Origin of the sequence: Nodosilinea sp. LEGE 07088, from assembly GCF_015207395.1 — a bacterium.
Taxonomy (GTDB): Bacteria; Cyanobacteriota; Cyanobacteriia; order Phormidesmidales; family Phormidesmidaceae; genus Nodosilinea.
The window spans coordinates 23,715-36,177 of record NZ_JADEWX010000002.1; the positions used below are offsets into that span (position 1 = coordinate 23,715).

Genomic DNA, 12,463 nt, shown 5'->3' on the forward strand with positions numbered 1-12,463 from the left:
GACGAGTTAAACACACCATGACCCAGGCACTTGAACAACGCACCTACACTCGTGAAGAATATCTGGACTTTGAAGTGGCTGTGGAGGAACGCCATGAATATGTGAATGGAGAAATTCGACCCATGACCGGCGGCACCCCCGATCACAATGAATTAGCCGTCAACCTTGCCACCCTGCTTAAATCTGCCTTGCGAGGCAAACCCTACCGCATTTTTGGAGCCGATCAACGGCTGTGGATTGCCGATCGCAACCTCTACACCTATCCCGATGTCATGGTGATCGAAAAACCCCTACAGCTTCAAACCGGGCGTACCGACACGGTGACCAATCCCTGCTTTATTGCTGAAGTACTCTCTAAATCAACTCAAGATTACGACCATGGCGAAAAGTTTTTGGCTTACCGCAGCATTGAAAGCTTTCGCGAATATCTTCTAATCGATCAATATCAAATTTATGTAGAGCACTATGTGCAAACGGCCGCCAATCAATGGCTGCTGTCAGAATACGATGATCCGAATACCATTTTGTCCTTAAGCACATTCGCAGCTCAAATCGAGCTTACCGCTCTCTACGAGAACATTGACATTGATGCTTAAGGCGAAATCCGATTTGGTAAGTCCCAATTCACAATTAGGAACCCCGTAGGGGCGCAGCATGCTACGCCCCTACAACGCACCATACTCACTCACCCAGGTGCCGTGGAAGCTGGGGGGGACAACGCTGGGCAACCCCAGCCGACAGATCGGCCCCGCTTCCAGGTCATGGCCCCCGTACACCCACAGCTCGCTGCGATGGTCGTGGCCGTCATAGACCACGGTAAGCACCCAGGGCTGCTGAGGATTGGCGGCATTCTCTACCGGGATCGGTTCGGAGGGATAGCAGCCCGCCCCGGCATCGGCAACGGTGAGACCCGTTTGAGGGTCGAAGCGGGCGATCGCCCCAAACAGCTCTCCCGGCGGCGTGGGTACTGTGCGATGCACATTCAGGTAGGTGCTAGCCGTTTCGTCTGACCCAAGCGCGATGGGAAACTCGCAGTGGCGATCGATCAGGCACCGCTGATCGAGGATTTTTGCAGTTTTGGGATCGAGGCGGTACTGCCAGAGCTGGGCATCGGCGGGGGTGGACACCTGCCCCGAGGCCACTTCTTTGAGCTGCTGGTTGGTGGCAAAGTCGGGGTAGCGCACGACATCAAACACAATGGTGCCATCAAAATCTAGATAGCTGTGGCCAAAGTGCCACTGATACCAGGGGTCGACGGAGTTGAGGGCGATCGCCTCCAGGCTGTCGGCATCGACCACAATGACTTGGGTGCCGAGCTGGGGTTTCCATTCCAGAGCGGCACTGAAGCTTTGCAGGCCGAACAGCGCCGGTAAAGGGTTGAGGCGCACTGGAGAAACGCAAAACACCAGGTAGCGATCGGCCAGCACAAAGTCGTGCAGCAGGGGAATGCCGGTCAGAGGAATGGTGCCGGTTTGCTCTACGGCCCCGGCGGCGCTCAAGCGGTAGAGCTTGAGGGTAGCATGGCCGCCGGGGACCATGCCAAAGCTAAAGATCTTGCCGGTGCGGGGGTGGCGCTTGGGGTGAGCGATGAAGGGGTCACCGGCCTGGAGACTCTGGAGGTCATCTAGCCCAACGGTCTCTAGGGTTTCGAGATCGAGGCGATGGGGCAACCCGCCCTCCCAGAGGGCCAGCAGGCGGTCTGGCAGCGTCAGCACCGAGGTATTAGCCGCATTTTTGATCTTGGCCTGCCATTGCTGCCAGACCGGCCCTGGGGCTAGGGTGCCGTAACCCCGGTACAGGCATTGGTCCGAGGCTTCTTCGTCGATCAACCCCGCCGTGCGCACGTAGCGATAGGTGCCCACGGCGGCAGCCCCATCAAAATGCACCCGCAGCACAGCCCCATCGCCGTCGAACCAGTGACTAACCCGCTGGCCACCACGCTCAAAGCGGGCTGGGCCATTGCGGTAGAGGGTGCCGCGCAGATCGGTGGGTAAGCGTCCCTCCAGTACGGTTAAGGGAGTAGCGGCAAACTCTATGGCGGGAGCTGCGATCGCATTAGCCCACAAGCCTGTTGCTGGTTCTGCCGAGGGTTGCGCTTTGAGTGGTGCTGTAGAGGCCATAGGGCAGGGAAATGACGAGACTGTCTCCATTGTGAACCACTCCGGAGAAGTCAGGCAGAGGATAGGCGATCGCCCACCCATTCACCCATTCACCCACTCAACTACTCACCGACCACCACCCACGCTCCGCCCCGTCGCCAATCGCCCACCCCAGCCACAGTGCCATCGGCACCGACCGCCACGGCGTGAACACCGCCAAAGAACATGTTCTGGTCTTGCCACCAGGTGCAGTGGTCATCACCGGCAATGCCCTGGGCTTCGATTGTCTCCCGGTCGTAGCCCGGTTCTAGATGCAACTCGCCCCGCTCCCAGTGCAGGCGGGGAGCCTGGACGGCAGCGTCAATATCCATGCCAAAGTCCAGCACATTTGACACCACCTGCAGAATGGCGGTGCGAATCCGGTTGGAGCCCCCCGAGCCCAGCATCAGGCGAGGCTTGCCGTCTTGTAGCACTAGGGTCGGGGCCATCATTGACGACAGGCGCCGATCGGCGGGCCATTGATGAAACCCCTGGGGATTGAGATCTTCTTCGCCCAGCATATTGTTCATCATGATGCCGGTGCCCGGGATGATGTAGGCCGAACCTTCGCCATTGGAGGTGGTCAAGCTAGCGGCGTTGCCTTCGCCATCGACCACGCTGATGTGGGTGGTGCTGCCCCATTTATTCGCTCCCTGGGCGAGAGATTGCTGCAAGACCTCAGTGTAGGCGCGCAAATGGGCTGGGCTGAGAAACTCAGTGGCCACATCGCCTCGGTATAAATGCTCGTCATAGCCCTGCTGACGGGCTCGGTTAGTCAGGTTCATAACCGTGCGCAAAATTTCCACATGGCGAGGGCTACCGGGGGTAACGCTGGCGAGCGAGGCTTGAGCCAGTAGCTGCAAGGCAAAGGCAATTAAGGTGCCGCCTGAGCTAGGGGGTGGGTTGGTCAGCAGGGTGGCGCTACCGTAGGGCATGGCCAGGGGGTCGCGCTCAATTACCCGGTAGGCTTGCAAGTCGCCTAGGCCCAGGTACCCACCCTGGGCCTGGCAGGCCTGCACAATGGCCTTGGCCAGGTCACCCTGACAGAGCAGATCGGTGCCATCGTGCACCAAGTCATTCAAAAAAGCGGCAAAGTCGCTCAGGTAGAAGCGATCGCCCACGGCCAGCAATTTCCCCTCTGGGGCATAGATCGCCCGGGCGTCAGCGGTGGCGGTCAGAATCGGGGCCAAAATCTGAAAGCAGTAGGCCCGAAAGGGGTCTACTAAAGTCCCCTCTGTCGCCCAGCGCTGGGCCGGCGCCACAATTGTGGCCAGCGGCAAGCGCCCCAGCTTTTGGTGAACATGCAGCAGCCCAGCCAGCGCCCCCGGCACCGCCATCGACCCCAGCCCAATATGAAACTCCTGCACCGTGTCGCCAAAGTTGGCGTGGATGGGGTAGAAGTGGGGCGATCGCCCAATTGCCTTCGACTTGGGCGTCTGACAAAAGAAATCAAACAGCCGGTTTTCGCCTGTCGCCGTGTGGGCCAGCAAAAACCCACCTCCGGCCAGGGAGGTTAAGGAACTCTCGGTAACGCAGGCGGTGAATGCCGCTGCGATCGCCGCGTCAAAGGCGTTGCCGCCCTGGCGCAGCATCTCGGCCCCGGCTTCGGCAGTGAGAGCGTGACCCGCCGCGATCGCGCCCCGATTGGGTTTAGGACTACTCATAGCTGGCTAGTATAGCCCCCGCCCCCGAGGGCGGGGCATCAATTCTGGCCATCAGTAGTCAATTGATGACAGCCCCTAGGGCAGGTTACCTGCCGCCAAAATTTCTTCTACTGTCAGCGACAGCTCTGGAAATGTGGGCGATACCAGGGATTGATCTGCCATGAATACGGTTTCGTCGTACAACCCTTCGTTAAAGACCAGCACCGTTACCTTAGATTCCAGCGGGTCAACGATCCAGTATTCGGGAATTTCCAGAGCGGCGTACTCGGTGCGCTTGTAGCGGTAGTCACGGGTAACAGAGTCGGGGCTAACAACTTCTACAGCCAGCAAGGGGGGGGTCTGAGCGATCGCCGACCGATTTATCAATCCACTGACCTGGTCTGGCGTCAGCACATAGACATCGGTCAGCCGTGACTTTCTCACCCCAGTCCGCACTCCAGCTTCTCGAAAACAGAACCAGCCCAGATCTAGACGGGCGATTTCTGCATCCAAGCACTGCTCGATGAACTTAGCCATGAGCATGTGCCGAAAGGTTGGTGGAGTCATCTCAACCAGCGCTCCATCAACTAGTTCATAGCGATTCTCAGTGCCGTCGTCATAGGCTACATAGTCTTCAAAGCTCAGCAGAGCGACTGTAGTCGAAGGAGGCATGGGGCGGCTCCGTTTTCCCTAATTGTGCCACGGCGACGGCCTAGGCGTAGACCGTCGCCGGGGCGACTCCCCTAGCTCCAGTCTTCGCGGCCTCGGTTGAGCCCCTTGTAGACCTCCCCCTGCTGGTGAATGTCGCGGGTTTTGGCTAGCAGCTCGCTTTCGCTGAGCTGCCAGCGGGTCAGGGTTTTTTTGAGATCGGTCTGGATGTCGCGGGCACCGGGGAAGCCGTCGTAGCGAGTCATTAGCCGGGCCAATTCGACCAGGTTATAGTCGGTAGCCTCGCCAGCCAAAAGCTGATTGACCACCTGGCGATCGATCTTATATTGCGGATGTTGCTGGTCTTTGGGACTGTCTGCCATGGCGATCGCTCAGTGACTTAATGACCTAAAACGCTGGCTGCCGAGGTCGTTGCCGTCGCCTCAGGCAGAGCGGCAGCCTCAATCAGGCCACCACCCAGGACGCGATTCCCGTTGGGATCGCTTTGCGAATCGCCGTCGTACCAGACCGCAGCCTGGCCAGGGGTAACCCCAAACTGGGGCTCGTCAAACACGAGGGTGACTCGGTCGCCCTTTCCGGTTTCAGCGGCTAGAGGCACCAGAGTGGCCCCCACCGCCTGACTGCGGTAGCGAATTTGCACCGACACCGACATGGGCTCTTGGGGAGCGGCGATCGAGACCCAGTTCACCCGTTGTACAGTGCAGTCGGGCCAGTGGGCCTCGCTGCGATCGGCCACAATCACCTGATTGCGAGCCATGTCAAAGCCCACGACGTAGAGGGGGTTGGGCGCGGCAATGCCCAGGCCCTTGCGTTGGCCAATGGTGTAGTGGTGAGTGCCATTGTGCTGGCCCAAAATACGCCCCTCGGTATCGACGATATCGCCGGGTTTGGGGGCCAGGTATTGGTCGAGAAAGGTCTGCATCGAACCGTGGTGCTCGACCAGACAGAGATCCTGGCTATCGGGTTTAGCCGCCGTATGCAAGCCCATCTCGGCGGCAATCCGCCGGGTTTCGGTTTTGGTCTGGTGGCCCAGGGGAAAGTGGCAGGTGGCCAGCACGTCCTGGGTGAGGTCGTAGAGAAAGTAGGCCTGATCTTTAGCCGGATCGACGGCGCGCCGCAGTTCGTAGCGGCCAGTGTCAGCATTTTGGGTGATGCGGGCATAGTGGCCGGTGGCGATGCGATCGCACCCCAATTCCTCTCTGGCATACTGCAACATGGGCCCAAACTTGACTGCCCGGTTGCACTGGGAGCAGGGCAACGGCGTGATGCCACTGCCGTAGCCAGCAACCAGATAATCGACGATTTCGCGCTGAAACACCTCGCGGCTGTCAACGATGTGGTGGGGCACCCCCAGGTCTTCGCACAGTTTAGCCGCATCGACCATGCCCTCCGAGCAGCATTGGCCTTTGCCCTTCATCAGCCACAGGGTGAGGCCGACCACGTCATGGCCCTGCTGATGCAGGGTGGCCGCCGCCACCGAGCTATCTACGCCGCCGGAGAGCCCGACTACAATCTTTTCCATAGCAAACTTGCTGCGCCTAAACCGCCAATAACTAAGAGCCACCTCTACGCCAGTCGTCCTGGCCAGTCGTCCTGACAGACAACCCAATCGAATTAATCAGCTTCTAATTTTAGCTCATGGCCTGCGGCCTGATCGGGGTATGCCTCTGTTTCGGCGCAGTTGCCCTAGGCGGTCAGCGGCACCGTTTCAATCAGTGGGCAAATATCCCCCGGTTGAGGATGCAGATGGGCCTCGGCCCAGCGATCGCGATAGGCTTCTAGATCTGCTTTAAATGCCATCATCTGCTGAATTTGGGCCTCAAGCTGTTGAATCTTGTCTTCTAACAGCGACTGCACAAACTTGCAGGGCATATCTCCCCGCTCATGCAAGGTGAGCACTTCGCCCACATCGTCTAAAGAAAACCCCAGGGCCTGGGCTTTTTTAATGAACTGCACCTGTTGCACTGCCGCTGGTGAGTAGTAGCGGTACCCGTTGTCGCCCCGCTCCGAGTGCAGCAATCCTAGGCTCTCGTAGTAGCGTAGAGCCCCCACCGCAATGCCGGTTTGCTTGGCAACCTCACCAATTTTGAGACGCTCTGCCACAGCCATAGGAGACCTTTAACTATCTATTCTATAACCTATAGTTTAAACTCTCTAGTCAGCTAGAAAGTCAAAGCTATTAAGTTTCGCCCTAGGGCCACCTCCGTGAAGAAACTCTGGGCACTCTAGATTTGGCAGTCTGCAAGGTTAGCTATGCTGGCATCATCGCCCCATCAACTTTTTATGTTTAGCGGCAAGGGCGGCGTTGGCAAAACGACGCTCTCCTGTGGTTTTGCCCGTCAGCTCGCTCAGCAGCACCCTGGCGAAAGAGTACTGCTGCTGTCTACCGACCCGGCTCACTCCCTGGGGGATGTGCTGCAACTGACCATCGACAACCGGGCTATTCCCCTACCCGATTGCCCCAACCTGCGGGTTCGTGCTCTGGATGCGACGGCGCTGCTGGAGCAGTTTCGAGCCGACTACGGCACGGTACTCGAGCTGCTGGTGGAGCGGGGCAGCTTTGTCGAAGGGGATGATCTCAGCCCGGTGTGGGATATGGGCTGGCCCGGCCTAGACGAGCTCATGGCGCTGCTGGAGATTCAGCGCATCTTGCGCGATCGCGAAGCCGATCGTGTGGTTGTCGATATGGCCCCCAGCGGTCATACCCTGAGCCTGTTTGCCCTGATGGATTTTCTCGATACTCTGCTAGAGTCGCTGGGCCAGTTTCAGCAAAAGCACCGCACTCTGACCGAAACGCTTTCGGGCCGCTATAGCCCCGATGAGGCCGACCAGTTTATTACCGACATGCGCCACGATCTGGAGCAGGGGCGGGGGCTAATTCAAGATTGCGATCGCACCGCCTGCTGGGTGGTGGGCATTCCTGAACCGATGAGTCAGTTGGAGAGCGAACGTTTCATTGCAGCCCTCGGGCGTCTGGGGGTACCCCTGGGCGGCCTCGTGATCAATCGGGTGCAAATCGACGAAGGTCAGCTGCTCGCCAGCCATGGCCAGGTGCTGGCTAAGTTTCAGGCCATGGCCCAAGGGCAGCCAGTGCTGTGGGTGCCTGCTCAAACAGCCGAACCCCTGGGGGGTATCGCCCTAGATGCCTTAATCACCTGCGTCAAATCACTGGCACTGGCCGATTTTTTCCCCGCCGCTGACGCGGAGCCAGATGAGCTAGTACGCCCCTGGGCCGAGCCCCTTGCCCCTGGGGTAGAAGACCTGGTGACCGCAGGGCGGCGGCTGGTGATCGTAGGTGGCAAAGGCGGAGTCGGCAAAACCACCGTGTCTGCCGCCCTCAGCTGGGGGCTAGCCGAGCGTCACCCCGAGGCCAACCTCAGAGTGATGTCTATCGACCCGGCCCACTCCCTGGGCGATGCCTTGGGTCAACCCCTGGGTCATGAACCCACTCAGCTACGGTCTAATCTTCAGGCCCAGGAGGTCAGCGCCGACCTGGTACTCGACCGGTTTCGGGCCGACTATCTGTGGGATTTAGCCGATATGATGGCCGGAGACAGTGACATCGCCGAGGGTATACAGATGGCCTATGGCCCCGCCGCCTGGCGACAAATTGTCACCCAGGCGCTGCCTGGCATCGATGAAATGCTCTCCCTGATTACCGTCATGGATTTGCTAGAGCGCAACGAGCAACAACTCATTGTTTTAGACACTGCTCCGACCGGTCATCTGCTGCGTTTCCTCGATATGCCCACAGCCCTGGGTGACTGGTTAGGGTGGATCTTCAAACTCTGGATTAAGTACAAAGATGTGGTGGGCCGGGTAGAGTTTATGGGTCGCCTACGCACCCTGCGTCAGCGAGTCATGGCGGCCCAAGAAAAGCTTAAAGATCCCCAGCACACTGAGTTCATTGGCGTGGTCCAAAATCAGTCGGCCATTTTGGCTGAGGCCAACCGCCTAACCCATACCCTGGCCGAGCGAGGCATTGCCCAGCGGTACATCATTCACAATCGTTACCAGGGGCAAGATCTACCCGCTGAGCTATTTCCTCAACAGTGTGTGGTGCGGCTGGGGGCCTTCACGCCTGGCCCTAGCCCCTTTGGCCAAGTTAAGCAAGCCGCCCATCTCCTGCTGACACCTGAGGCCCAGTTGTTAAAGACTTAGACCACGCCAGTCGGGGTTAGTCATGCCAACTCACCAACTGACTATTAATTTAAGCCGGGGTTAGGGGAATGCTGTAGTTAGGTTGAGGTAATGCTAAGCCCGATGAGACCGATGCCTGAGGCTCAGTCAGGGGAGTTTTTCGCTTTCCAACAGGGACTTTCTAGCAACCTGAACTATACTTATTTTCACGTCTACCAAGCCCTTCGACACCGTGAGAGGAGTCAACAGTGACAAATCATAGGATTTTGGTCATCGATGATAGTCGGGTCATTCGTATGCGCGTTCGCGATATGCTGCCCCAGGGAAATTTTGAAGTCATTGAGGCCCAAGATGGTGTAGAAGGCATGGATGCTATTCGCAGCCACAAGCCTAACCTGATCATGCTTGACTTCCTGCTGCCGCGCATGAGTGGTTGGGAAGTCTTCCAAGAAATTCAGTCCAACCCAGATCTCCAGAATATTCCTCTGGTGTTGATGTCGGGCCGTAAAGAAGAAGTCACCGAAAAAATTACTGAACCCTTTGAGTACTTCGAATTTATTCAAAAGCCCTTTGAGCAAAAAGAATTGATCGAGGCCATCAAGGCGTCTATGGTCAAGGCTCGCAAGCCCCGCCGCACGCCTGCCCCTGCGGCGACGCCTGCCCCTGCGGCAACCGCTGGTGCTGATGTCAGTGCCGCCGACTTCCAAGCACTGCAAGCCGAGGTTACTCAGCTGAAGGGTGAGGTGGCCCAGCTAAAGGGTCAACTCGCTAAGATTCTGGCGTTTATTAGGCAAAAGCTAAAGTAGCCTATCGCATGCTACGAACCTTGGGCACAGCTCAGTATTGGAGTAGCTGGCGACAGCTAGCTGCAATCTGATGGTTCGGTTAGCGGTGCCGGAATGCTATCGCTAGGATTATTCGTCTCAAATCGGTTGTCGGATCCGGTGAAGATCTGTTGGGGCACTCCAATGGCAATGTCGGCTCGGTCAAAGGCAATGCGCAGGCGACGGCGAAATTCGCGGGCCACTAGAAACTGCTTTAAAGGCCGGGTTCGAATCCAAATCAAAATTGTCAGGCCCGCATGGGTCATCGCTTCAACCCCGAGCATTTCTACCGGGTTGAGAATGTCGTAGCGCCATTCTGGGTCACTGGCCATAACCTGGGCCGTTTCGTGCACCACCCACAGGGCCTGATCGACGTTTGTACCGTAGGCCACGTCTATTTTAAGGTTGGCCCGCGACCAGGAGCGACTGAGGTTGTCGACCTGGGCAATGAGGCTGTTGGGCAGGGTGACCAAACGACCGTCTTCGCCCCGAATTTGGGTGATGCGAAGGTTGAGATTTTCGACAATGCCGGTCGTGGTGCCGGTAGTCACCAGGTCACCAATGGCGTACTGATTTTCGAGCAAGATTAAAAAACCATTCACCAGGTCTTTGACCAGGCTTTGGGCCGCAAAAGAAAGGGCTAAAGCCGCGATCGCCCCAAAGGCCAGCAGCGAACCGGAGGCAATTTGGAGGCGTTGCAGCACCAGTAATGTGGCCAGGGCATAGATGACCGCAGTTTTGAGCCCCTTAGCGGCACCGGTGATGGTTGAAAGGCGCATAGACTTACGCTTCATCTCTTCGAGATCACCCAGTTCGTTTTGACTCCAGGCTTGGGTGACTCGCTCGATGCCCAAGTTAGCTAGACGGTTCAGCAATCCGGCGATAAACCAGGTCAGCACCAGCAATACAGGTATAGAAAAGAGTCTGAAAGCATAGCTGCGAGTTTGCGGAAAAATGTACAGCCCGCTGGCGATCGCCGAAATCCACAATAAGGCGATAGTCCAAAATATGAGCCAGCGGAGAAAGGCCACCAGCTGTAATCGCTGGGTGAGAGTGATCTGATAGCTCAAAGGCATATCATTGTCGGGTTGAATAGCGTCAGCAGGATTGGTTTGGGCCGCTAACCTCCGTTCTAGAGCCCTCGTCCGCCAGTCCAATCCTTTCCACAACCCGGCTAGGACAAAGGTGCTTAGGGTGCTGCCCAGGATAATCCAAAGAGTATTGCGTACTTGTCTTTGGCGAGCGTCGGGTAGGCGGTCATTGACGGCTCGCTTTAATGAGTTGGTGAGAATCTCCTGCCAGCGTTTAGCCAAGGCCTGGGAGGACAGACCGTTGTAACGAGCATCGGTGTCGATGACCGTGATTAGCACTTTGGGCTCCACCAGACCAGCACCAACGGCAAAGAGAACCGGCTGCTCGCCGATGGGTTCGATGATGACCCCAAGAGAGGTATCTTCTGCGCTATCGTCGTCGGTCTCACTCAAACTAACGGCTTGATTGACGACTTGATTGAGGTTGCCCTCGATCTGTCCGGCCCGAATTTCTACGGGTACGGCTGCTCCTGGGTCGTTGCGGTTAAGGACAGCGGGCGATGCGATGCTAAACAACGCCTGGCCATCTAGGTTGACAGCAGTTACCTCTAGCAGGCCTACGCGCTGTACCCCCGCTGGGGGTAGGCTACCGTTGTTGTTGGGGCTAAAAGGATTGGAGAGTTGGGCGATCGCCGCAGAGGTGGCCCAGCCCCAGCCTAGGGCTAGCACAACTCCCAGCCCCAGGCCCAACACTAAACGCAACCAAACCGGCCATCGAGGCTGGCTAGGGCGAGTCGTGAGCGTAATAGGGCGAGTCGTGAGCGTAATAGGGCGAGCCTCAGGCATAGGTAGTGCGATCGCGACAACAGCAACGAACGACTCGACAGCTCAGTCGTTATTAACTAAGAACCTGACGATATTAGTTGGGAACCTGAGGATTTTGCGCTCCCGCTCAGATCAACATTCAGGGTGCTATCAGTACCGCAGCATTGGCAGGCTAGAAAAACCAGCCGTAGCTGTGCAGCCCCTTGCCTAAAATGTTGACCCCGAGGTAGCAGACCCACACCACCACAAACCCGGTGGCGGCTAAAATCGCTGGGCGACGCCCCTGCCACCCCTTAGTAATGCGGGCATGGAGGTAGGCGGCAAACACTAGCCAGGTAATCAACGCCCAAGTTTCTTTAGGATCCCAGCTCCAGTAGGAGCCCCAGGCTTCGTTGGCCCATACCGCCCCGGCAATAATGCCAATGGTGATCAGCGGAAAGCCTAGCCCAATCATGCGGTAGCTGATGTTGTCGAGGGTATCGGCCAGGGTGAGCCGCTGGGGTGAAAGTTTAATGGCAGGTGGTTTTTCTAACACGGCGGTTCCCCCGGTGGCCATGGCCGTTACCGGGGGCGATGCGGCTTGAGACTCGGCTCGGTGCAGTTTCACATTGCGAAAGCCGCCGGTACCCACCGAGCTACCCTTGAGTTCTACCGGTTGCCCCTGGGTAACAATCAAAAATGCGATCGCCAGCAGCGACCCCACCAGCAGTGCCGCGTAGCTCAGCAACATGACGCTGACGTGCATCATCAGCCAGTTTGATTTGAGGGCGGGCACCAGCGGCTCAGAGCCCTGCATTGTGCTGGGTAACGACAGGGTGGCAAAGGCGGTAATAGCCATGGCAACGGGGGCTGTTACCGCCCCCACTAGCGGGCTGCGGCTCATGCGCTCGGCCACTAAGTGCATGGCGGTAATTCCCCAAGCCAAGGCAAAGAGCGACTCGTAGAGATTACTCATGGGGAAATATCCCCCTTCGAGCCACCGAGCTGCGAGCAGCGCCGCAATGGTCAGGCTGCCCACCGCCATCGCCCCAGTACCCAGCGAGGGCAGCAGGGCAACCTGGGGAAAGGCCAAGCCACACCAGTAGAGCAGCATCGCTAGGAACAGCACCGCGAAGGATGCATTGTCGAGCCAGCCTTGAAGTGCAATCAAATCCATCGGTTCGGTAGCCATGAGGAATCTTTTTCCATCCTAC

Annotated in this window: 11 protein-coding genes; 3 read left to right on the top strand and 8 right to left on the bottom strand. The window is 57.7% G+C overall.

Features of this window, described 5'->3' with window-relative positions:
* The first annotated feature begins 17 nt into the window (after nt 1-17).
* Nucleotides 18-596, top strand: coding sequence for a Uma2 family endonuclease (locus IQ254_RS00870; protein WP_193963341.1), 579 nt, complete (start codon nt 18-20; stop codon nt 594-596).
* 69 nt (nt 597-665) lie between these two features.
* Here IQ254_RS00870 and IQ254_RS00875 read toward each other — a convergent pair whose 3' ends face one another.
* From IQ254_RS00875 to IQ254_RS00900, 6 genes are all read right to left on the bottom strand, one after another.
* Nucleotides 666-2,120 (bottom strand): carotenoid oxygenase family protein, encoded by a 1,455-nt coding sequence (locus tag IQ254_RS00875; RefSeq protein WP_193963343.1) that lies wholly within the window; start codon nt 2,118-2,120, stop codon nt 666-668.
* Between the two features lie 101 nt (nt 2,121-2,221).
* Nucleotides 2,222-3,802 carry a gamma-glutamyltransferase gene (ggt, locus tag IQ254_RS00880; protein ID WP_193963346.1) on the bottom strand — a complete coding sequence of 527 codons (1,581 nt, stop codon included), beginning with the start codon at nt 3,800-3,802 and terminating at the stop codon, nt 2,222-2,224.
* A 75-nt stretch (nt 3,803-3,877) separates the two neighbouring features.
* Nucleotides 3,878-4,453 carry a Uma2 family endonuclease gene (locus tag IQ254_RS00885; protein ID WP_193963348.1) on the bottom strand — a complete coding sequence of 192 codons (576 nt, stop codon included), beginning with the start codon at nt 4,451-4,453 and terminating at the stop codon, nt 3,878-3,880.
* A 71-nt stretch (nt 4,454-4,524) separates the two neighbouring features.
* Nucleotides 4,525-4,812, bottom strand: a complete 288-nt coding sequence (locus tag IQ254_RS00890; protein ID WP_193963357.1) for a DUF3288 family protein — start codon at nt 4,810-4,812, stop codon at nt 4,525-4,527.
* 17 nt (nt 4,813-4,829) lie between these two features.
* Nucleotides 4,830-5,972 (bottom strand): tRNA 2-thiouridine(34) synthase MnmA, encoded by a 1,143-nt coding sequence (mnmA, locus tag IQ254_RS00895; RefSeq protein ID WP_193963361.1) that lies wholly within the window; start codon nt 5,970-5,972, stop codon nt 4,830-4,832.
* Nucleotides 5,973-6,136: 164 nt separating this feature from the next.
* Nucleotides 6,137-6,559: a heavy metal-responsive transcriptional regulator gene (locus IQ254_RS00900; protein ID WP_193963363.1), complete on the bottom strand. Its 423-nt coding sequence runs from the start codon at nt 6,557-6,559 to the stop codon at nt 6,137-6,139.
* Nucleotides 6,560-6,703: 144 nt separating this feature from the next.
* Here IQ254_RS00900 and IQ254_RS00905 point away from each other — a divergent pair, with 144 nt between their 5' ends.
* Together IQ254_RS00905 and IQ254_RS00910 are read left to right on the top strand one after the other, a co-directional pair.
* The gene (locus IQ254_RS00905; protein ID WP_228039880.1) at nt 6,704-8,611 is read left to right on the top strand and encodes an ArsA family ATPase; all 1,908 of its coding nucleotides are present in this window, start codon (nt 6,704-6,706) and stop codon (nt 8,609-8,611) included.
* Nucleotides 8,612-8,838: 227 nt separating this feature from the next.
* A complete protein-coding gene (locus IQ254_RS00910; protein ID WP_193963365.1) occupies nt 8,839-9,396 on the top strand; it encodes a response regulator in 558 nt (185 codons plus the stop codon).
* A gap of 56 nt (nt 9,397-9,452) precedes the next feature.
* Here the strand turns inward: IQ254_RS00910 and IQ254_RS00915 are convergent, their stop codons facing one another.
* Together IQ254_RS00915 and ccsB are read right to left on the bottom strand one after the other, a co-directional pair.
* A complete protein-coding gene (locus IQ254_RS00915) occupies nt 9,453-11,291 on the bottom strand; it encodes a mechanosensitive ion channel family protein (protein ID WP_193963367.1) in 1,839 nt (612 codons plus the stop codon).
* Between the two features lie 151 nt (nt 11,292-11,442).
* A complete protein-coding gene (ccsB, locus tag IQ254_RS00920) occupies nt 11,443-12,426 on the bottom strand; it encodes a c-type cytochrome biogenesis protein CcsB (protein WP_193963564.1) in 984 nt (327 codons plus the stop codon).
* Between the last annotated feature and the right edge of the window lie 37 nt (nt 12,427-12,463).